The sequence below is a fragment of the Candidatus Saccharimonadales bacterium genome (assembly GCA_039928925.1).
Lineage (GTDB): Bacteria > Patescibacteriota > Saccharimonadia > Saccharimonadales > Saccharimonadaceae > UBA6022.
In genome coordinates, this window is sequence record JBDSSF010000001.1 from 214,157 (window position 1) to 236,413 (window position 22,257).

The window sequence follows — 22,257 nt, forward strand, 5'->3', positions numbered from 1 at the left end:
CGCAAATGATCATGAATCTCGTTCGTAACGGGGGCGACTTATTTGAAAGTTCTAAACTAGAGGAAAAAAGACGTTTAGTAAACTTGGTACTTCAGAACCTCGAACTTTTAGATGGTCAATTGAGGTGGAAATATAAAAAGCCATTCAATACGATGGCTTCTTATAACAATCATACCTCTTGGCTGGGATGGAGGGATTCGAACCCCCGGATGCTGGTACCAGAAACCAGTGCCTTACCACTTGGCGACATCCCATTAGCAATACAAATTGTACACTAGTCAGACATAAGTCTCAACTTGTTGTCAAAATAACTTTATTTTCACATATTTTCACGTCATATACTAAAGCGTAAGCAATAACTTATGAACATAGGAGGCTTGCAATGCACTTATCAACGAAAACTCTCACATCGCTTTTACTGGTTACAGCAGTAGCTGCTGCCATACCGGGTATTAGTACAGTTTCTGGCAGTAAGCGACGACGTGAATCACAGTATGATCGCCTATTGCAACGCCATGATCGTAAAGGTTGTATTAGAGCTGATGTGCTTGGTTTAACTCCTGAAGTGTTTCACGCTCTACAAAAGAAAAAAACATTCAAAGAAATTATCCAGAGGCAAGGTTTTAAAAACGTGAGAGCATTTAGATTAGCTCTACTTGGTAAGCTTCGATTAGAGTTACGCGCCAGAGGCTGGACTAGGCAAAAGATTGATAACTTCGTTGTTATGCGTAGTAGTCGCATTGGCTAGGTAAGCATAGGCGAGTATACTAATAATCATGACAGCACAAACTCTTATTAAATTTCTTGCAGACGGTGCCATTATCCCCGCAGTTCTCATCGGAGTATACGCGCTTGTCTGGCGTATACCTAAGGGCCAAAGATTCGAAGCGTATTGTCGTATCTTAATGGCTGGCCTCACTTCTTACCTCATTGCTAAGTTACTCGCGTCTGTTTACCAGCCAAGTAACGAACGTCCGTTTGAGATACTTGGTGTTGCACCCGGGGCATCTTATCTCAACAATCCTGGTTTTCCATCCGATCACGTCTTATTCTTGAGTGCTCTCACACTTGCAGTCTGGTTTGAAACTAAAGCACGAAAACTCGCAGTCATTATGGTAATACTAACGGTGCTCGTTGCTATTGGTCGCGTGCTTGCGCTTGTTCATACCCCTCTTGATGTCATAGGTGCGGTGGTTGTCGCAAGCGTTGGTGCATTATGGTATTTTGAACGGGACAAAATACTAGTCAAAGCAAACACTCGCAAAATACACAAAAAACTAGTACAATAATCTCCATATTGAACGAGGGAGAGTGTTATGTCAAAAGTAGTTGAGCAAAAGCGAGAAGTTGTACCGTATATAGATATGGAGGTTCGCCAATTTGCGAGTATTTTGATTACCGGACTTGGTGTCGGGATTGTTATATGGGCACTTGAAGCTGTTCTTGCAACATATGTCTTTGGACCAATCATGTGTCATGATGCAGGTCAGGCGAGCTGCCGCTCAGTTGACACATATTCAGAAATTGTATCATCTGTATTCGGTACATTAGCTGGACTCGTCGCGCTCGTGCGACTACGTGTCTATAGACCACTTCTCGTTGTCCTCAGCGCTCTTATTGCACTCTGGGGACTATTTGTTGTCACGCGTGACATGACGTGGGCACTTAGTCTTACTTCATCCGCAGTATTATACGCTTTCGTGTATGGTTTATTTAGCTGGGTTGCACGAATTCGATCGTTTCTAATTTGTGTCGTTTTCATCATTATTGCGCTCGTGTTTATTCGTTTCGCAATCAATTAGCGATGGTATACTGATAAGTATGGAATTACTTATCTCGATCGTACTTATTGTTGTTATTGTAGGCTTTGGAGTATCTGTTTTTATATTACAGAGCCGCCTTCGTGAACTGAAAAATACTGGGGCTGTTGAACTAATGAAAGCCGACGTTACTGAACTATCTCGCAGCATTGCACTGCTTCAGCAGGCCATGGGCGATAAGTTAGAACGAAACCAACTCGCCGTTCAATCATCTGTCCAGAGACAGCTTGGTGAAAGCTCAAAACTTGTTGCTGAAGTGACGCAGAGGCTTGCAAAACTAGATGAAACAAATCGCCGAGTTGTCGATGTTGCTGATGAATTAAAAACCTTACAAAACGTACTTCAAAATCCTAAGCAGCGTGGAGTATTTGGAGAATACTATTTAGAGTCAGTTCTTGATAATATTTTGCCACCAAAAAACTTTAAGATGCAGTATAAGTTTAAGGATGGTGAAATAGTTGATGCAGTCATATTTCTAGAAAAAGGCCAGATGCTATCAATAGACAGTAAGTTTAGTCTCGAAAACTATAACCGAATGGTCGGTGAGTCAAGCAGGCCTGAGAGAGAAAAACTGCTCGCAAAAGTAAGGAATGATCTAAAGCAGAGAATTGATGAAACAAGTAAATATATTCGCCCTGATGAAAATACAATGGATTTTGCATTTATGTTCATCCCAAGTGAGTCACTTTACTACGACCTACTTATTGGTGATGTAGGTACTGGAAGCAGCGCACGTGATTTGATTGAGTATGCATTTCGCGATAAAAAGGTTATCATTGTCAGTCCTACAAGTTTCATGGCGTATCTTCAAACGGTACTCCAAGGCCTTCGAAGTCTTCAAATCGAAGAACAAGCTAAAGATATTCAAATTCGTGTAGGTAAACTTGGCCAGCATATTGGAAAGTTTGAAGAGTACATGCAAAAACTTGGCTCTAGTCTTGGAACGACAGTCAATCATTTTAACTCAGCGCATAAAGAACTTGGTAAGGTTGATAAAGACGTGATTAAAATCGCTGGTACTGCTGCGGGCGTCGACCCCGTTATAATTAGTCGACCACAGCAAGATGAATAGATTTAAGTCATATAAAATATCCTCCCGATCGGGAGGATATTTTATATGACTTAAAGTAGCTTAGGCTACTTTTTCGTCGTTGTTCTTTAGTAGGTCAAAGATAATGAAACCGATGACTGCACCAAGAATTGGTCCAAGTACGTAGATTGCAATTGGCCACACTTTGAATGATAGGGCTTGAAGAGCGATTGCTACGGCTGGGTTTAGGATAGCTGTAGCCTGGATCACACCAGCTGCTGAGCTAGCGATAAGTAGGGCAGCAAAAAGTCCGAAGCCCATAGTGAAGGCAACAGAAACACGTTCTTTTGCACGAATGATACTTGCAACTGTAAATCCGAAGATGAATGTTCCAAGAACTTCTGCGGCAAATACATACCATTCTTTACCACTAGGGATTGCTGCAGCTGCAAATAGCTGAAGTGCACCAGTTGTGGCTTGACCTGTTGTAGGGTCGGTGACTGTACTGGCATTGCTAGCATGCGCAAACCAGTTCAGGATCACGAGCGCAAGCATCGAACCAAGTACTTGAGCTACAGCATATGCGAGTGCTCTCTTGCCACTAATGCGGCGAGTAAGCCAAGCAGCAATAGATAGTGCTGGGTTAAAATGTGCATTTGAAAGTGTGCTTATTGCTAGAACGAGTCCAATAAGTGTGAACCCAACAATAACTGGGCTGCCTTGTGATGCAATGATCGCTGCGGTAAAAATAAACGTACCGACAAACTCTGCGAGTACTGCGCTTATTGATACTTGGCTAAGCATAAATCGAGAATTCGATTTAGTCACAGCTGTCGTAACGGTATGTGCACGTGGTTCAGTCGCCTTGATCGTTGTTACTTTAGTAATTGATTGTTTTTTTGCTGCCGACTTCTTCGTCGCTACAGCGGCTTTTTTCGTTGCCATTGATTTCCCTCCTTACAGTGAAATATGACGATAGTATACCATATCATAAAAGTAATAAACATGAGTGCTATACTATGATCATGGCATTATTCGTTAATCAGAACTCAAATCGAACAAAACTTCAAGAACAACTTGCGGCCGAACTACAAGCAAAGGCTAAGAAGCGTGCAGAGCTAGATACGACCATTCATGATGGCGTAAATGACTCCGCGTATTTGAATGGTACTAAAAAAACAACATCACTTGCATGGATATGGGTTGTCATTGTTCTTATCGCGATCGCAGCGCTAATCTTTTTGACTATCAAGGCATCGATGCGCTAAGATAAACATAAGTAAATATAATAGGAATTTCACCTCACATGGATGAACAGAAGAACATAACGCCAACCCCAGCACAGTTTCCTGAACCAACGCCAGTATCACCTCCCGAAACTATAAATGCTAGCCCCTCTATTGAACCAGCTGCGTATCAACCACAACCCATAGCGCCGGCTCAAGAGTTTAACGCATCCTCTACTCCAGCTAATTCAGTTACGACGGTATCAGCGCCAGTAATATCTTCATTTACTCAACCATCCCCAGCTCCAAGCCAGCCTATTGCTGCTCCGGAAAGCTTTCCGCCAGTCGAATCACCTAAGAAAAAATCAAACCTCCTATGGCTATGGATCACTATTGGTGTTGTCTTCCTACTCGCAGTTATCACTGCAGTTCTTTTCTTTGTCTCAAAGCAAAATGCTGACAAAGTTGCTGACGACTATACAAAATCTGTTTCAAGCTACGTTGATAAGATTCATACAGATGTCGGCGCATCTGCCAGTGCTTCAGATGCTAAAAAAGATCTCGATAATGATCTTTCTAAAAAGCCAGTTCTTAAAACTGCATTTTTAAGTAGCTTTAGTGATAAGTACAAAAAAGCAACTGAACTACAAAAGACAGTTGAAACTCAGCTAGGTACCTTTGATGCTGGTATCAATGACCTTGCTGGTGTTGATAGCTATATCAACCATAATAAAGAAAATTACACAAAGATCACTACAGCGATAAGTACAATTCAATCATCATCTAACGAAACAACTGTGCTAAGTGCTATGAACGATGCGCTTAGCGTCATGAAAGATGCACAAACTTCAACAGAATCAGCAGTGTTTCCAACCGAACTTGCGACAACAAAGACAAGTTTGATCAATGCATACAAAGATGAGACTAAATACTGGCAAGCACTGATTGATGCTCGCAAGGCAAAAGATTCAACAGCTTACGAAGCAGCTCTAAAAGATTTTACAACCGCTAGTGATGATGAATCAACAGCACTTGATACTGTAAACACTTACTACTACAGTCTTTCAACGAAACGTAACGATCTCTTAGATAAGCTTGATTCGTTTCATAAAGACCTCGTCTAGTATTTAAATAGACATATGACACATCTGTCTCGTGAAAGGTGTGTCTATAAGACGCGACATTATGTATAATGGAACTACTATGAATGAAAGCGTCCGAAACGTCCTTGACGAACTACTTGCCCGTGTAAAATCGAGTGATCAACCGACGGACATTCTAAAAGCGAGTGAACTAAAACAGTTATACTCACGTATCGCAACTCTTGATCCAAGTGAACGAAGTCAGTATGGACAGTCTGTTAATAAAGCTAAAAAGATACTTGAAGATGCTGTTGGTGAACGGGTTGCAGAGATTGATACTATATCTATCGTGCCAATTGATGTAACTGCTCCTTGGGATATTAACGGTACTGCGCAGTCACTACTGCCAACTGAGTTTGGGACAAAACACCCATTAACACGCGAACTTGAGAATGTTGTCGATATTTTTACCCGAATGGGATTTGAGGCTGTTGAGTCTCGTCAGATCGATGATGATCACCACATGTTCGGAACGTTAAATTTTCCAGAAAATCACCCAGCACGGGATGGTTATGATACATTTCGAACAGAGGAAGGATTTATTCCACCCGCTCACACTTCAACAATGCAGCACCGTATTCTTAAATTAGGTAAGGCAAAGCTTGAAGCGGGTGGCCAAATCGCTGCTGTGAGCTATGGGCGTGTATTTCGTAATGAAGATGTCGACGCCACTCACGAACACACATTTTACCAATGTGAAGGAGTTTTTGTCAGTAAGGATGCAACCCTTGGTGATATGCTCGGAACACTTCGTTCATTCTTTGAAACATATTATGGTCAAAAGCTAAAAATTAAAACTCAGCCAGCCTACTTTCCATTTGTTGAACCCGGCCTTGAGTTTGCCATTGAAAAACCAGCCGCGCTTGGTGGTAAGCCGGGTGATTGGCTGGAGATGCTTGGGTGCGGTATGATTCATCCTAATGTACTAACAGCAGCGGGTATTGATACGACGCAGTATCGTGGATTTGCATGGGGTGGCGGTATAGAGCGTCTTGTCATGCTGAAGTATGGTATAGAAGATTTGCGTCATTTTGAATCAGGTAAACTATCATTTTTGAGAAAGTTTTTATGAACGATATAGCCAAAAGCATCTTAAGCACTAATACACTTATGACACTATCAACCGTAAGTGAAGATGGGTCACCACTTGGGACACCTGTTCATTTTGCTTATGACGACAAGAATATTTATTGGTTCTCGTTTGATGCTTCTTCACATTCTGTCAATATTGCTCATGAACCTCGAATTTTTATTACTATCTTCAACTCAGGGCAAAACATCGGTAGCCTCGATGAGCGTGCTGCACTTTACATTGCAACTACTGCACATAGTGTCGAAGGCGACGAAGAACGTTACGCACAGGATGTTTTCGCAGATCGAGTTCAAGATGACCGACCACTAGGTGAGGGTGCTCATTTTTACAGCGCACCTTTTGGTGAGCTCGATGAGGATAGGTCAAATGCACAGAGAATATACTACTGTTTTAATCAAGGATACGTCGCGTGATTATTTCGCTTAACTGGTTAAAGAAATTTACTTCTGTTGACATACCTGTCGATCAACTCGCAAATCTTATTGGTGCACGATTAGTTGAAATTGAAGAGACCGTTTCTTTAATTGGAAAATATGACGGTGCTCTTATTGTTAAGGTTGTTGAGTGTGCAAAACTTGAAGGCAGTGACCATTTGAATGTTACAAAAATTGACGATGGTGGTATTACTCAAAATATAGAACGGGATGAAAATGGGTACATTCAAGTTGTATGTGGTGCTCCAAACGTGCGAGCAGACATCTTAGCTGTATGGTTGACACCTGGTAGCACTGTTCCGTCAACTGTTACTGATAAAGAACCATTTGTCCTTGGAGCTCGAAAGTTAAGAGGAGTTATAAGTAATGGGATGCTTGCAAGTGCGCATGAACTTGATTTATTCGAGGACCATAGTGGTATTCTCGAGGTAACTAGTGATAACCATCCAGGCACAAAGTTTGCGGATGCATTTGAACTTGATGATTGCTTACTTGATATTGAGAACAAATCACTCACGCACCGTCCTGATACTTTTGGGATTATCGGTTTTGCGCGTGAAGTAGCTGCAATTCAAGAAAAACAGTTTACAACTCCAAGCTGGCTTGAAACATTGAATCCAGATTTTGGAGACAAAAGTGGTGATCTGCCAGCACCGATCGTTTCGATTGATTCGCCTGAGCTATCTGCTCGATATCAAGCAGTTGTGCTTAGCGGAGCAGATGCTTCACGTCAATCACCGCTGATGATTCAAACGTATCTTTCAAGGGTAGGCGTACGTCCTATTAATGCAGTAGTCGACGTTACTAATTATTTAATGATGCTGACTGGTCAACCTCTTCATGCTTTTGATTACGATAAGGTCCTAGCTGTTGGTGGTGAAGATCCGACAATTCACGTTCGTGGTGGATATGAAGGTGAGACACTTGAGCTACTCGATGGACGCAGTGTTGAACTCGATTCAGGCGATATCGTTATTGCTAGTGGGAAAACTGCAATTGGACTTGCTGGTGCGCTGGGTGGTTCGAATACAGAAATTGATGAGAATACAAAAAATATTATTATCGAGAGTGCGACGTTCAATCTCTATAATCTTCGATCTACTCAGATGCGTCATGGTATCTTTAGCGAGGCTATCACAAGGTTTACAAAAGGGCAGCCAGCTGAGCTCACGGCACCAGTACTTGCAGAAGCGGTTCGACTAATGGATGAATGGGCCGGTGCGAAGCGAGTAAGTGATATTGCTGATTGCTACGTAGTAAAGCACGAGCCCCTAATGCTAGGTGTTCATAGTCTTACGATTAACAATGTACTTGGAAGTTATCTTACTGGCGACGATATTCGCAGTATATTAGGACACGTCGAATTTCACATTAAGAAGATAGATGATGAAATGAGTGAAGTCACCGCCCCATATTGGCGCTCCGACATACATATCATCGAAGACATTATTGAAGAAGTCGGTAGGTTACATGGGTTTGATTCTATAACACCAACTCTACCGACCCGGGACTTCACAGCCGTACGGCCTGATACATTTGATCAACTTCGTTCTCGGATTCGCGATGTGCTTGTCCGTGCTGGTACAAATGAAGTTCTCACGTATAGTTTCATCCACGGTGATGTATTAAAAAAAGCCAATCAAAATCCTCAAGATTCATATCGAATCACAAACAGCCTAAGTCCTGATCTCCAGTACTATCGTCAAAGTTTAACACCGAGCCTGCTTGGCCTTATTCATCCAAATATTAAAAGTGGGTACGAGAGTTTTTCACTATTTGAAATGAATAAAACGCATACTAAAAAAGCAGATTTGGTAGAAGATAACGTTCCTGCTGAACAGCACCGCCTCGCACTCATTATAGCGAGTAAGGTAAGTGGTAACGGTGCTCCGTACTATAAGGCAAAGAAAATTGTAGAGTATCTTGGTGCCTCGCTCGGTTTAAAGCTTGCATACAAATCATTTCCAGATGAAACAGACCTAGCATTTACGAAGCCGTTCGAACTTCGTCGTAGTGCCCGAGTTGTCGATGTCGCTACAGGCCAATCAATTGGTATTGTTGGTGAATACAAACGATCTGTCATAAAAAACTTTAAATTACCAGAATATACTGCTGGATTTGAACTTCTACCTGCGGCTATTTCGCTCGCTCTTCTAAATGTTGAACCTGCCTATAGTCCATTAAGCCGTTTTCCTGCCAGTGAGCGTGATGTATGCTTCAAAGTTGATACGAATACTTCGTACAGTAGTGTCATCGATGCAATCAATATAACTCCTGTTGAAGAAAGTATAGCTATTGCGGTTAGCCCGGTTGATATTTATCAGGCTGAAGATCTTCAATCTAAAAATATTACAGTTCGTTTTAGACTCACTCCTCGTGATAAAACACTGACAAGCGATGACGTACATGAAGTGGTAAATAACCTGACTGATGCAGTTATAAGCGCCACAAACGCAATCGTTATCTAGAGTACCATTTATGCTTATACCAGTGTATGATGGAGGGAGATATGCCTAAGCTTAAACGTCGTGCGGTGAAGAGATTTGCGAAAGTTCTCGCTCTTCTTGTAGTAATTGGTGCACTATTTTTTGGTGTCCGCATGCTCCTAAATGGCTTAAATATTGATGTATTAAATCCACAAGGTGAAGTTGCAATGAAAGAACGTAACTTAATTATGTTCACACTACTTTTAAGTCTTGTGGTTGTCGTCCCAGTCTTTACGATGCTTATTGTTTTCTCCCTGCGCTACAATGCTAACAATATAAAAAAAGCTAGATACACTCCTGATTGGGATGGAAGTAGAACACTTGAAACAATTTGGTGGGGCATACCATGTATTATCATCCTAGTGTTAAGCGTTGTAACCTGGCAATCAAGCCATGATCTTGATCCGTTTAAAAAACTTGATTCTCCAGTAAAAGCGATCGATGTGCAGGTTGTTTCACTTCAGTGGAAGTGGTTATTCATTTATCCAGATCAGCATATTGCTAGTGTGAATCTTTTACAAATCCCTGAAAATACACCAGTTAATTTTACTCTGACATCTGATGCACCAATGAATTCATTCTGGATTCCTAGTCTTGGGGGTCAGGTTTATGCCATGAGCGGCATGTCGACAAAACTGAGCCTAATCGCAAATAGTAAGGGTGACTTCAGAGGCTCTTCGTCAAATATTAGCGGTACAGGATTTGCGGACATGAATTTTATTGCACGTTCAAGTTCAAGATCTGACTTTGACGATTGGGTTAAAAATAGTAAAAAGTCTTCTATGACTCTTGATGATGTAAGCTATGGTGACCTGGTTAAGCCTGGAACACTTGATAATCCACGCACATATTTACTCGCTGATAATAGCCTCTATGATAAGATAGTGATGAAATATATGGCACCAGTCATTGACGATAGTCATGATAGTATGTCGCGCATGCAAATGGAGGGAATGTAATGAGTTTTATTGACGATGTGTTTGGCAGACTCAGTTTCGATTCCTTTCCAAAAGAACTCGTAACACAAGTTGGAGCGGTAAGCATTGTTGTTATGGGAATTCTTGCCGTATCAGCTATGTTCTACTTTAAAAAATGGACATGGCTCTGGAATAATTGGCTAACAACACTTGATGCAAAGAAAATTGGTGTTATGTACATCATCGTTGCCGTTATCATGGGGCTTCGAGGAGTTGCAGATGCAATGATGATCCGTGCTCAGCAAGTAATAGGAAGTGGCGGAACTGAGCACCTTGTAAGTTCTGATACATTCCAACAAGTCTTCTCAGCGCACGGTACGATTATGATTTTCTTCGTTGCAATGGGCCTCATGTTTGGACTCATCAATCTTGTACTACCGTTACTTATAGGTGCTCGTGATGTTGCGTTTCCATTTCTAAACTCGGTTAGCTTTTGGCTATTTACAGCTGGGATGATCCTCATAAACACATCTCTTCTTGTCGGCGGTTTTTCACCTGGTGGTTGGCTTGGATATCCACCTCTTACAGAACTTGCTTATAATCCAGGAGCAGGAGTTGATTTTTGGATCTGGTCACTCCAAATAGCAGGTGTTGGAAGTTTACTATCAGGCATAAACTTTCTCGTAACGATTCTTCGTAAACGAGCTAAAGGCATGACACTTATGAAAATGCCAATTTTTGCGTGGAGCGTCCTTGTCACGACAATTTTAATTATATTTGCTTTCCCGATCCTTACGGCTACACTCGGTATGTTAGGGCTAGACCGTCTGATGGGCATGCACTTCTTTACGTCTGATTTTGGCGGTAATCCGATGATGTATATCAACCTCATCTGGGCATGGGGACATCCAGAGGTCTACATTCTTATTTTGCCAGCATTTGGCATATTCTCAGAAATAGTCGCAACATATTCTCAAAAGCGTTTATTCGGTTACAAGACAATGGTAGTTGCACTCTTTGCTATTACATTTCTTTCATTTGTTGTTTGGTTGCACCACTTTTTCACGATGGGCGCGGGTGCAAACGTAAATGCATTCTTTGGTATAACTACAATGATTATTGCAATTCCTACAGGCGTTAAAATATTCAACTGGCTATTTACGATGTATCGCGGCCGTATTCATTTTAAATCACCAATGTTTTGGTTCTTTAGCTTTGTTATGACTTTTACACTCGGTGGTGTGACCGGTGTGCTCATGGCGGTACCAGCAATCGACTTCCAGGTGCACAACAGTTTGTTCCTGGTCGCCCATTTCCACAACGTAATTATTGGTGGAGTTGTGTTCGGCTACTTTGCGGGACTTTCGTACTGGTTCCCGAAGATATTTGGCTTTACTCTTAACGAACGCCTTGGAAAATACGCATCATATTGCTGGACAGTTGGATTTTTAGCAGCTTTCTTGCCGCTTTATATTCTAGGGCTTATGGGCGCAACGAGACGACTTGATCACTACGAAGCATCAACTGGTTGGCAAGGTCTATTCATTGTCGCAGGAGTAGGTGTTGTGATCATTTGCTTTGGTATATTCTTGCAACTGCTTCAAATAGGCGTGAGCGTGTGGCAACGTAAAAAGAATCTTGATACAACAGGCGACCCATGGAATGGCCGAACTCTTGAGTGGTCAGTACCTTCGCCTGCTCCTTTTTATAATTTTGCAATTAGCCCTGTAGTCACATCCCGAGATGAATTCTGGGAACAAAAACAAGCTATAAAAAATGGATCAAAACCAGCAAAACGCGTATACGAAGCTATCGAATTACCAAAGAGTAGTGGTATTGGAGTAATTATTGCTGGGTTTGCTTATATTCTAGGTTTTGGACTTATCTGGCATATGTGGTGGCTTGCCATTGCTGGTTTACTGGGCATTATTATTACAATAATTATTCGCACAAGTAATGACGATACCGAGTATACAATTTCAGCTGCAGAGATTGAGCGACTTGACCGAGCAGCTCATGGAGGTACTATCTAATGAATGTAAAACATAGTGAAGATGTAAAGATGGACATGGTCGATAAAGCCAGGCAGGGTACCTCAGCACTCGGCTTCTGGATTTACCTTATGACTGACTGTCTACTATTTGGCGCTCTCTTCGCCACTTATGCTGTCCTCCGCGACAGTACATTCGGTGGTCCATCCGGTAAAGAACTGTTTGACATGCCATTTGTGCTTGTTGAAACACTCATACTACTTACGAGTAGTTTTATATGTGGCTTACTGATGCTTGCTGCAAAAGCAAACCGTAAAAAACTTGTTATCACTGGCCTCGTCATGACATTCTTACTTGGTGCAGCTTTTCTAACGCTTGAGTTGACTGAGTTTACAAAACTTGCGACAGAAGGTCATAGTTGGCAAGCGAGTGCGTTTCTTTCAGCGTTTTTCACGCTGGTTGGAACCCATGGACTGCACATAACAGCTGGATTACTTTGGATCGGTGTGATGATATGGCAAATATCTCGGATTGGGCTTACGGAGGGCGTAGTACGCCGATTGACACTCTTTAGCTTATTCTGGCATTTTCTTGATGTAATTTGGATATTCATATTCACATTTGTCTATTTATTGGGGGTTATATAATATGAATCACGATACTAAGCTAGTTCGATCACCTCAATTTGTTGCATTTTGGAGTCTTACGGCTGGATTCGTTCTGTCTGTCAGTTTGACGCTTTGTGCTTACTTTGTTGCAGTTGGTAATATTAAAGATAGCGTTACGGCAACAGTAGTGCTTGTTATCCTAGCATTAGTTCAGCTCATGGTTCAGCTGGTATTTTTCTTGCACTTTGGTCACGAGAAAAGGCCACGTTGGAACATGCTCGCGTTTTGTTTCATGGGCATTATGTTGTTTGTCGTTGTGGCCGGTTCGATATGGATTATGTATAACTTAAATTACAATATGATGACAATGACACCTGATCAAAAAAATACCTACATGCAAACACAGAGCAATAAAGGGTTTTAATTTATATGGCAAGTTTTAAGGACTATTATTCTCTGACCAAACCTGGTGTTTTGTATGGAAACGCACTGACTGCTGCTGCTGGATTTTTATTAGCAAGTAGGGGTCACATTGATGTATGGCTATTCATTGCGCTGTGTGTCGGAACGACACTTATTATTGCATCGGCCTGTGCACTTAATAACTTTCTTGATCAAGATATTGATAGCAAGATGGCCCGTACGAAAAAAAGGGTCATCGTTGCAGGTATTGTTCCTGGATCACACGCAGTCGTACTATCAATCGTGCTCGGTATTGTTGGACTTGCTATACTCCTTCTTTATACGAATCTTCTCGTTGTATATATCGGTATTATTGGCTTTATCGTGTATGTTTTATTCTATGGCATGCTATCAAAACGTCTTTCGTATCACGGAACACTTGTTGGGAGTATTTCTGGAGCAACGCCAATTCTTGCTGGATACTGTGCCGTTGGTGGAGTCATTGATCCAGGAGCCATAATCGTTTTTGCAATTTTATTCTTGTGGCAGATGCCAGAATTTTATTCCATTTCTGTGTATCGACGTAAGGAGTATGAAGCCGCTGGGGTTCCAGTCATCTCAGTTATAAAAGGCGCTAAGAAAACACGAACACAAATTTATTTTTACACGGCGGCGTTTGTTATAGCAACGGCAATGTTAACCGCATTTGGCTATACGGGATATATCTATTTAGTAATTATGATGATTCTTGGTGGGTACTGGCTATACCTAGGCGCAAAAGGGCTTCGTGTTGAAGAAAAAGATAGCGATGATTGGGCACGAAAAATGTTTAGATTTTCACTTATAATTCTACTCGTATTTTGTGCATTAATAAGTGCTAGTAGTCTATTACCGTAAGTGTTATACTGATCCTATGATTGTTTTTCTCCATGTTTTAATTGCACTTTCAAGTATCATTTTGACAACTTATGCGTTCTTTCGACCATCACGTAAACTGCTTAATGCAAGTTATGCGTTTATTGGACTAACGTTAGCAAGTGGTATCTATATGGTAGTGCAATCACCATCTCATATGCTTGAGGCATGTAGTATCGGTGTATTTTATCTAGTCGTTGTAGCAAGTGGCACAGTTGCTGTGAGAGCGAAACTAAGTAAGCTTGATCACAGTAATGTGACTTCTAACTAAGTGGTCCGTGTAATAAACGAAATTAAAAAGGATTTATAATGAATATTACTGTTGTTGGTGGCGGCTTTGGTGGTGTGAAGGCAACACTCGAACTTGCAAAAAATCGTAAAAATCATGTGACACTTATCAGTGATAAAGCAGATTTCCAATATTACCCAGCACTCTACGGAACAGCTACTGGCCAAAGCCATCTTCAATCATGGGTTCCACTTGGAAAAATATTTGCAAATCGACCAAATATCGATGTTATTATTGATGAAATGGTTAAGATTGATCCAAGCACAAAAATGCTTATTGGTAACTCTGGAAGAACATATAAATACAATCTACTGATCCTTGCTCTTGGTGGAATTACAAGCTACTTTGGTATAAAGGGAATTGAAACATATTCATACGGTATAAAGTCTGCAGAAGAAATCCGCGAACTAAAACAGCATCTTTACAAGTCCATGTTCGAAGAGCATAAGATGGAAAAGGACTACGTTATTATTGGCGCTGGTGCAACAGGCGTTGAACTTGCATCGGCTATGAATGAGTATATAGAGCGCCTTCGAGTTGACTATAGACTTCCTAAAAAGAGGGTTCGCATTAATCTTATCGAAGCATCTCCACGAGTACTTCCTCGTATGTCTGAAGCATCGAGTAAGAAGGTGGCAAAGCGTCTTCAGCAACTTGGTGTTCATGTGATGACAAATCAAAAAGTTGAAGAGCAGACTGCAGACTCGCTTATCGTAAACGGAAAGACTATTAAGAGCCATACGGTAATTTGGACAGCGGGTGTTGCTAACTCACCTTTCTATCAGGCTAATGCAGAGCATTTTGTTTTTGCAAAAAATGGTAAGGTTGTCGTTGACGAACACATGAGGGCATTTAAGGATGTCCATGTAATAGGTGATAACGCATTTACTGCCTATAGCGGACTTGCTCAAACTGCCCTTCATGATGCTATTTTTGTCGCACGGAATCTTGAAAGAAAACAGATTGGTAAAAAGCGTAAACTATACAAAGCAAAACTACCTCCAGTTGTCGTTCCTGTGGGTGATATGTGGGCAGTCTTCGAATGGAGAAAGATTCGTCTTAGCGGATGGATGGCTTCACTAATTCGTAATGCAGCTGACATGGTTGGCTATTCAGATATATTGCCATTTGGCCAAGCACTTGGTGCATGGCGCGCGCATAAAGTACTTGAGGATGATTATTTTCCTGCAAGCGAAAAACCTGACGCCAAATAGTAAAAATTTGCTATACTTAAGAGAGTTAAATTTCAGGGGGATATAGATATGGCCACACCAAAAGGTCAAAGAATTGGAATATGGATTATTGCCATCGCATTATGCGTCGGTACGTTAGGTGGCTTTGCAGTCATGATACTTGGAACAGGTAATGCAAAAATAGATCAAGCAGCGCAGCAGAAGGCAGTTGCAGATCAAACTGCGCAGCAAGAGGCAGCATCAATTGCACACGCGGCATCTAGTAAGCCGCTTGACGGTTATAGTGCGGCAGCATTTGATAAAGCAAGTGTCACGGCGCTTGGCGTTGAAGTAGTCAAAGAAGGTGATGGGGCAGCGGTTGCGGCTGATTCGACAATCGTCGCTGACTACTTTGGCTGGACAAGTGACGGTAAGATTTTTGATAGTACGAACCAGGACGGCACAAATACTTCTGCCACGTTTAGCCTCGCACAGGTTATTCAAGGATGGACCAAAGGACTTAATGGAGTCAGGGTTGGTTCAACAGTGAAACTAACTATCCCAGCTGATCTTGCATATGGCACAGCTGGAAGTCCTCCAACAATCGGCGCGAGTGAGCCACTTCAGTTCATCGTTACTGTGAAATCTATTAAATAGTGCTATACTAAGTATAGTAATAAGGAGACACTATGGACGAAAAAATTCGTGACGTTATCATGATTGGCGCAGGTCCAAGTGCACTTGCAGCTGCTGTTTACACAACTCGTGAAGCTATTGATACAGTATTATATGAAAAAGGTGTAATTGGTGGCCTTGCTGCAATCACTGACTGGGTAGATAACTACCCAGGCTTTGTTGACGGTATTGCTGGTCTAAAACTTGCCGAACAACTTCAAGGTCAGGCAGAAAGATTCGGTGCTCAAATAGAATTTGGTGATGTATCTGAAATTCGTGACGAAGGTGATTTAAAAGTTGTTGTTGTCGATGGTCAGGATATTCGTGCACGATCCGTTCTTATTGCTACAGGTAGTGACTACAATAAGCTTGGTATTCCAGGTGAAGCAGAATATTATGGCCGTGGTGTGCATTACTGTGCAACATGTGACGGTGCTTTTTACCGTGATAAAAACCTAGTCGTTGTTGGTGGCGGCAACTCTGCCGTCCAAGAAGCAATCTTTCTTACAAGGTTTACAACACACATCGATTTACTTGTTCGCAGTGTCGTAACGGCGAGTGAAGTACTACAAGAGGAACTTCAAAAGTTTGTTGATGAAGGTAAAATCACTGTTCATCTTGGAACGACAACTGATGAAATTATTGCTATTGATGGAAAAGTCAAAGAAGTGAAGGGCACTTTCGAAGGTAATGAAGTTCATTTCCCGACTGATGGAGTTTTCATATTTGTTGGGCTGAAGCCAAACACCGATTTTCTAAAAAACAGTATCATTCAGCTTGATGAGCGCGGTCTTATTAAAACCGATGCAAAGCTTCTTACTGATATGCCTGGTGTTTTCGCGAGCGGTGATGCTCGAAGTGGAGCAACGATGCAAATTGCTAGTGCTGTCGGTGAAGGTGCTGCAGCTGCATTAGCAATTCGTGAATATCTCGATAAGCACAAATTAGCTGTCTAGCTTATCGACTTCCTTTAGTATTGCGAGTGGATTGTCCGTTACGATGCCATCGATACCTTGCTCGGCAAGTATTGCAGCAGTGTGAGGACGGTTCACTGTATATGCGTAAGTAAAGATGCCAGACCTTTTTGCAATCTCGAGTGCAAATGGGTTTACATAGAGGCGATGAAAGCCAACTGCGGTTAGTCGGAGGCGGCGATGATACGCGATAAATAAAAATGGATTTTGATTATGTAGCAGTGCTAGATTGGCTCTTTTTGATTGTCTTCGTACAACTGATAGCTCAGCACCTTTAAAAGATGAAAATATGACATTATCCCAATCGTTGGGCTTCTTTATGTATTCTTTAACGAGATCAACAACAACACTTCCCGTACTACGACCCTTGAGCTCAATATTCAGGAGGATTCTTCCAAAGAAAGTATCGAGTACGTCAGATAGTAGAACAAGTGGCATATCAGAACTGCGCTCGGAGAGTTCGTCGAAGGTGAGCTGGCTAATAATCGATGTCCCGTGACTGGTTCGCATCGTTGCATCGTGAATTAAGACGGGGATTCTATCCTTGGTTAATCGGATATCAAACTCGAGCATGTCAGCGTCTGCATCGAGCCCAGCCTGCAGCGCTTCCATGCTATTTTCGCGCGCTAATCCAGCCGCCCCACGATGTCCGATTATTAACATAATTGCTACGAGTATAGCAAATTTGCTACAATAGCGACAGTAACTATACGGATACATGAGGAGAGATTTATATGGCAGATTTTAATAAAGTAGTAAGTACTGGTGATATTGATAATGGTTTAGTGAATGTAGTCATTGAGATTCCAATGGGTAGTGGTCACAAAATTGAATGGAACCGTGAACTTGCTATCATGCAGCTTGATCGTGTTGAGCCTGCAATCTTTGCAAAGCCAACAAACTACGGTTTTATCCCACAAACACTTGATGAGGATGGCGATGAACTAGATGCTCTTGTTATTACAGATCAGCCACTACCAACAGGAGTTACTCTTGAGGGAAAAATTATCGGCGTACTTATGTTTGAGGATGATGGTGAGGTTGATGATAAAGTTGTCGTAGTTCCATCTGACGATCGATCTATAGGAAATGCGATTCAATCTCTTTCAGATATCCCACAGCAAAAACTAGACCAAATAGCTCATCACTTCACTCACTACAAAGATCTTAAAAAGCCAGGCAGTACAATCGTTAAAGGCTGGGGTGACATCGAAAAAGCAAAACAGATCATTCATGAATCGGTAGAGCGCTGGAATAACAGTTAGTTATTTCTTTTTTCGAGTAGCTTTGCTGCGAATGATTGCCGCAGCTCCTGTAATTGTTTCAATTATTCCAAGACCTCGTAATTGAGAACGTAGCTTGTTACGCGCATGAGTTGTCGTAACAAGTTCTTGCCAGGCCTGCTTTGGCGTTGATAATTTGCGAGTTATAACTTCAACGACATCACCATTTTGAAGTGGCTTGTCGAATGCATGAATATTACCATTCACACGAACGCTATAGGTATGTTTACCGATGTCACTGTGTACCAAGTATGCAAAATCAAGTGGTAGCGCACCTTCTGGGAGATTATAAATATCACCATTTGGCGAGTAAACAAAGATCCTATCACCAAATAGGTCAATGTTGAGTTGGTCCTGAGAGATATCTTCATTGTCGCGAAGGCGAGTTGCAATTTCTTGAAGCTGAGATATCCACTGAAGTTGCGTTGGGAGTGTACTTGATTTCGAACGACGTTTCAGGTAGTCGTTACTATTTTTTTGGTCGTGGTAGTGAAATCCAGCTGCAAGCCCACGCTCCGCATACTCATGCATCTCGTATGTTCGTATTTGAAACTCAACGATTTGCTTACTTGGAGTGATCACAGTCGTGTGAAGGCTTTGATAGCCGTTTGGTTTTGGAACAGCAATATAATCTTTAATGCGGCTTATCATCGGCTGGTACATACCATGTAAGATACCAAGTACTTTATAGCAATCATCTTTATTTTTTACGATGACACGTAACGCCATTAAGTCATAGATATCATCAATGTTACCATCAACCTTTTTTAGTTTCTTGTAAAGGCTATAGATACTCTTGACGCGGCCATTTATTTCGACGGCAATGCTATGCTTTTTTAGTTCTGCTTCAACTTCCTGTCTGACAGCACCGAGCTTACGGGTACTTTTACCAAGCCGTTTTTTCATTTGTGATGATAAGTGCTTAAACTGAGTGGGATCAAGGTAGCTAAAGGCTAGTTCCTCAATCTGCATACGAACACGACCCATACCAAGCCGGTCTGCCATTGGTGCGAATACCTCAAGACTTTCACGTGCGATTTTTATCTGCTTATCCGGTTTCATGTGTTGTAATGTCGATAAGTTATGTAGACGATCAGCTAATTTAATGATAATAACCCTGACATCTTGACCAACAGCAATAAGTAATTTAGACAAGTTATCTTTCGTTTGAGGACGATAGCTTTCGAGATCTCGCATTCCTGCACGCGCCTGTGAGACCTTCGTCACGCCGTCAACTAAGAATGCAACATCATGCCCGAAAAGAGATTCGATCTCCTCAAGAGTTGCATCAGTATCTTCGACGGTATCATGCAAGATACCTGCGAGAACACTATCAATATCCATACCCCATTCAATAAGTACATCGGCGACATTAAGGGGGTGTATGATATACGGTTCACCACTTTTGCGTTTCTGGCCAAAGTGTTTTTTTGTTGCAAAATCGATTGCATGTTCAAGTTCGAGTAGTTGATTCTCCTCGTAGTACGGCGTAGCATGTTCAATCAGCGCACGTTTTTTCATCGTCTTTCTAGTATAGGGTAGTAGAAAATAAAAGACCACCTCTATGGGTGGGGTAGTGCAGGTCGACTGGGGCGCATTCGCGCCTCCAGCCGGCCTTGATGATCAGATCTCCAGAAGCTTCAGCTGTTGCCACCTCGGCAGATTACCGAATTCGTTGAGATCGCTATCGGATACAACGACGTCATCTCCGATTACCCACTGGGGTTCGTGACCTCGCTTAAGACCGAAGATATAGATTGCCTTTCCGTTGTCGATCCATGCGACGGCTGTATCCTCATCGAGATACAGCCACAGCTCGAGTATGAGCTCCGTGCCCGCGGAGATTGTGGCACGCGGAGCTCTGACCCCGTTTTTATCCCATATCTCCGCTTCTCCGAATCTGCCGGCGTGGAAGGACTCCACTTGGCAGGCTCGACTAAGCCAATCGTCGATAGTGCGTGTACTGCTGGTCAGCTGGATATCCGTACGGGATGATCCCGTCGAGTTACTCAATACTGACAGCGACATGATGCATGTCCATTCTCTAGAGGTATCTGACTATATGTTTGTATCACTTTTACATAAATTAGTCAAGCAATTAAATCTTAGTGGTATTGAGCGGTAGAAAAATAAAAACCACCTGTGAGTATGTGGGTAGTAACCGGTGGACTGGGGCGCGAAGTGCGCCACCAAGTCCACCGATTTGTGTCAGAGGCCGAGAGCTCCGAATTGGCTGGCGAGTGGCATTCGATCGAATTCTTCGAAGTCCGGCTCGCCGCCATCTTCAGCGGTGATCACCACGATGAACTCACCAATCGTGTAGTTCGCGCCGTCGTAGTGCAACACGGCGAACACGTAGTGTTTTTGCAGCTCGTCATAGCCGAAGACGACCATTCTGATCCGATCGAGATACTGCCACATCCTTACGATTAGCGCAGCATTGTCAATTTGCAGACTTGGTTCGTACTGTTCTCTGTGAGCCAGTATTTCACTGCCTGCAACGGAGAGCACCTCCTGGAGGTGGTAGTTCACGAGCCACTGCTCGAAGTCATCGACGTCAAAGCCAACTTCAACATCAATCCCCTCGTGATTTTTCAAAACTGTCAGCGACATGGTTATGTCCCTTCACTAGATAATCTGACTACTTTAATATGACATAAATATATCATATAGTCAATGATTTACACCTTAGACGAAAGCAGTTATACTAAACACAATAATGCTAAAGGTTAATGAACCAGGAGTGGGTATTTCATGAGTCAAGTAAACGTTGCGATTAACGGGTTTGGCCGCATTGGCCGTAATGCATTCAAGATTGCATTTGAGCGTAGTGACATCATTATTGTTGCTATTAACGACCTAACTGATACAAAAACACTGGCATATTTACTAAAACACGATAGTAACTTCGGTGACTACCAACATGATGTTACGAGTGATGAGACTGGAATTATTGTAAACGGCCACCACGTCAAAGTGCTTGCTGAACGCGATCCATCAGCTCTTCCGTGGGGTGATCTAAACGTTGATCTCGTTATCGAATCAACTGGTCGCTTTACTCTAAAAGAAGATGCAGAGCTGCATATTAAAGCTGGTGCAAAACGTGTTGTTATTTCCGGACCTACAAAAAGCGAAGGTGTGGACACAATCGTGCTTGGCGCAAACGAAGATAAGATAGAAGGTTCTAGCCAGATCGTTAGTAACGCGAGCTGTACGACAAACTCACTTGGTATGGTAATGGCAATTCTAGACGCAGAATTTGGTGTTGAAAAATCACTTCTTACGACTGTTCATAGCTACACAGCTAGCCAGGCGCTACAAGATGCACCAAGTAAGGATCTTCGTGAAGGTCGTAATGCGGCAGAAAATATCGTTCCAACAACGACAGGAGCTGCAATTGCAGTCACAAAGACGCTTCCTCAACTTGAAGGAAAGTTCGATGGCCTGAGCATCCGCGTCCCAACCCCAGTTGTATCAATTAGTGATATTACAGTCCTTCTTGGCCGCGACACAACAGTCGAAGAAATTAATAATGTTTTCAAAAAAGCTGCTGAAGAGCCATTTTACCAAGGTATTCTCGGTGTAAGTGAAGAACCACTTGTCAGCCGTGACTACATTGGCAACAGCCACTCTGGTGTCGTTGACCTTCTTCTTACAAAAGTTGTTGGTGGTAACTTAGCAAAAATCATGGTTTGGTATGACAACGAATGGGGCTACAGCAACCGTCTTGTTGAACTCGTTGCTGATATTGGCAAAACACTTAAGTCATAGATCTATCGTATTATATCGAAAATGCTTAT

24 protein-coding genes and 1 tRNA gene are annotated in these 22,257 nt (G+C 42.2%); 20 read left to right on the plus strand and 5 right to left on the minus strand.

What is annotated here, in order from left to right:
- Positions 1-179 precede the first annotated feature (179 nt).
- Positions 180-254: transfer RNA gene (locus ABIS22_01130), tRNA-Gln, on the minus strand.
- Between the two features lie 128 nt (positions 255-382).
- Between ABIS22_01130 and ABIS22_01135 the strand changes: the two genes are divergently transcribed.
- The 4 genes from ABIS22_01135 to ABIS22_01150 are packed head-to-tail and all read left to right on the plus strand — an operon-like array spanning position 383 to position 2,892.
- Positions 383-748 (plus strand): hypothetical protein, encoded by a 366-nt coding sequence (locus ABIS22_01135; protein MEO7740499.1) that lies wholly within the window; start codon positions 383-385, stop codon positions 746-748.
- A 28-nt stretch (positions 749-776) separates the two neighbouring features.
- Positions 777-1,289, plus strand: a complete 513-nt coding sequence (locus ABIS22_01140) for a phosphatase PAP2 family protein (protein MEO7740500.1) — start codon at positions 777-779, stop codon at positions 1,287-1,289.
- Between the two features lie 27 nt (positions 1,290-1,316).
- On the plus strand, positions 1,317-1,802 hold the full coding sequence (locus ABIS22_01145; protein MEO7740501.1) for a hypothetical protein: 486 nt from the start codon (positions 1,317-1,319) through the stop codon (positions 1,800-1,802).
- 19 nt (positions 1,803-1,821) lie between these two features.
- Entirely contained in the window at positions 1,822-2,892 is a 1,071-nt protein-coding gene (locus tag ABIS22_01150) for a DNA recombination protein RmuC (GenBank protein MEO7740502.1), read from the plus strand.
- A 60-nt stretch (positions 2,893-2,952) separates the two neighbouring features.
- On the opposite strand, the gene ABIS22_01155 is transcribed toward ABIS22_01150, so the two are convergent.
- Entirely contained in the window at positions 2,953-3,795 is an 843-nt protein-coding gene (locus ABIS22_01155) for an aquaporin (protein ID MEO7740503.1), read from the minus strand.
- A gap of 80 nt (positions 3,796-3,875) precedes the next feature.
- Here ABIS22_01155 and ABIS22_01160 point away from each other — a divergent pair, with 80 nt between their 5' ends.
- From ABIS22_01160 to ABIS22_01225, 14 genes are all read left to right on the plus strand, one after another.
- Positions 3,876-4,118, plus strand: coding sequence for a hypothetical protein (locus tag ABIS22_01160; protein MEO7740504.1), 243 nt, complete (start codon positions 3,876-3,878; stop codon positions 4,116-4,118).
- A 38-nt stretch (positions 4,119-4,156) separates the two neighbouring features.
- Positions 4,157-5,200, plus strand: a complete 1,044-nt coding sequence (locus ABIS22_01165; protein MEO7740505.1) for a hypothetical protein — start codon at positions 4,157-4,159, stop codon at positions 5,198-5,200.
- Between the two features lie 79 nt (positions 5,201-5,279).
- Entirely contained in the window at positions 5,280-6,290 is a 1,011-nt protein-coding gene (locus tag ABIS22_01170; protein MEO7740506.1) for a phenylalanine--tRNA ligase subunit alpha, read from the plus strand.
- Positions 6,287-6,724, plus strand: a complete 438-nt coding sequence (locus ABIS22_01175) for a pyridoxamine 5'-phosphate oxidase family protein (GenBank protein ID MEO7740507.1) — start codon at positions 6,287-6,289, stop codon at positions 6,722-6,724. The genes ABIS22_01170 and ABIS22_01175 overlap by 4 nt, the downstream gene beginning before the upstream one ends.
- Complete coding sequence (gene pheT, locus ABIS22_01180; protein ID MEO7740508.1) at positions 6,721-9,213, plus strand: phenylalanine--tRNA ligase subunit beta; 2,493 nt, start codon at positions 6,721-6,723, stop codon at positions 9,211-9,213. Before ABIS22_01175 ends, pheT begins: the two co-directional genes overlap by 4 nt.
- Before the next feature lie 41 nt (positions 9,214-9,254).
- Entirely contained in the window at positions 9,255-10,190 is a 936-nt protein-coding gene (gene cyoA / locus ABIS22_01185) for a ubiquinol oxidase subunit II (protein ID MEO7740509.1), read from the plus strand.
- Positions 10,190-12,181, plus strand: coding sequence for a cbb3-type cytochrome c oxidase subunit I (locus tag ABIS22_01190; GenBank protein ID MEO7740510.1), 1,992 nt, complete (start codon positions 10,190-10,192; stop codon positions 12,179-12,181). The genes cyoA and ABIS22_01190 overlap by 1 nt, the downstream gene beginning before the upstream one ends.
- The gene (gene cyoC / locus ABIS22_01195) at positions 12,181-12,786 is read left to right on the plus strand and encodes a cytochrome o ubiquinol oxidase subunit III (GenBank protein MEO7740511.1); all 606 of its coding nucleotides are present in this window, start codon (positions 12,181-12,183) and stop codon (positions 12,784-12,786) included. The genes ABIS22_01190 and cyoC overlap by 1 nt, the downstream gene beginning before the upstream one ends.
- A 1-nt stretch (position 12,787) precedes the next feature.
- Positions 12,788-13,171, plus strand: a complete 384-nt coding sequence (gene cyoD, locus ABIS22_01200; protein ID MEO7740512.1) for a cytochrome o ubiquinol oxidase subunit IV — start codon at positions 12,788-12,790, stop codon at positions 13,169-13,171.
- Between the two features lie 5 nt (positions 13,172-13,176).
- On the plus strand, positions 13,177-14,046 hold the full coding sequence (cyoE, locus tag ABIS22_01205) for a heme o synthase (GenBank protein MEO7740513.1): 870 nt from the start codon (positions 13,177-13,179) through the stop codon (positions 14,044-14,046).
- 16 nt (positions 14,047-14,062) lie between these two features.
- Complete coding sequence (locus tag ABIS22_01210; protein MEO7740514.1) at positions 14,063-14,335, plus strand: hypothetical protein; 273 nt, start codon at positions 14,063-14,065, stop codon at positions 14,333-14,335.
- 38 nt (positions 14,336-14,373) lie between these two features.
- Positions 14,374-15,567, plus strand: coding sequence for an FAD-dependent oxidoreductase (locus ABIS22_01215; GenBank protein ID MEO7740515.1), 1,194 nt, complete (start codon positions 14,374-14,376; stop codon positions 15,565-15,567).
- A gap of 48 nt (positions 15,568-15,615) precedes the next feature.
- Complete coding sequence (locus tag ABIS22_01220; protein MEO7740516.1) at positions 15,616-16,182, plus strand: FKBP-type peptidyl-prolyl cis-trans isomerase; 567 nt, start codon at positions 15,616-15,618, stop codon at positions 16,180-16,182.
- Positions 16,183-16,214: 32 nt separating this feature from the next.
- Entirely contained in the window at positions 16,215-17,156 is a 942-nt protein-coding gene (locus ABIS22_01225) for an FAD-dependent oxidoreductase (protein MEO7740517.1), read from the plus strand.
- Here ABIS22_01225 and ABIS22_01230 read toward each other — a convergent pair.
- The gene (locus ABIS22_01230; protein ID MEO7740518.1) at positions 17,145-17,837 is read right to left on the minus strand and encodes a glycerophosphodiester phosphodiesterase; all 693 of its coding nucleotides are present in this window, start codon (positions 17,835-17,837) and stop codon (positions 17,145-17,147) included. The two genes, ABIS22_01225 and ABIS22_01230, sit on opposite strands and share 12 nt — an antisense overlap.
- Before the next feature lie 71 nt (positions 17,838-17,908).
- Here ABIS22_01230 and ABIS22_01235 point away from each other — a divergent pair, with 71 nt between their 5' ends.
- Entirely contained in the window at positions 17,909-18,439 is a 531-nt protein-coding gene (locus ABIS22_01235) for an inorganic diphosphatase (GenBank protein MEO7740519.1), read from the plus strand.
- Here the strand turns inward: ABIS22_01235 and ABIS22_01240 are convergent, their stop codons facing one another.
- The gene (locus tag ABIS22_01240) at positions 18,440-19,978 is read right to left on the minus strand and encodes a RelA/SpoT family protein (GenBank protein ID MEO7740520.1); all 1,539 of its coding nucleotides are present in this window, start codon (positions 19,976-19,978) and stop codon (positions 18,440-18,442) included.
- A gap of 687 nt (positions 19,979-20,665) precedes the next feature.
- Entirely contained in the window at positions 20,666-21,070 is a 405-nt protein-coding gene (locus ABIS22_01245) for a hypothetical protein (GenBank protein MEO7740521.1), read from the minus strand.
- 141 nt (positions 21,071-21,211) lie between these two features.
- Here ABIS22_01245 and gap point away from each other — a divergent pair, with 141 nt between their 5' ends.
- A complete protein-coding gene (gene gap, locus ABIS22_01250; GenBank protein MEO7740522.1) occupies positions 21,212-22,228 on the plus strand; it encodes a type I glyceraldehyde-3-phosphate dehydrogenase in 1,017 nt (338 codons plus the stop codon).
- Positions 22,229-22,257: the final 29 nt, after the last annotated feature.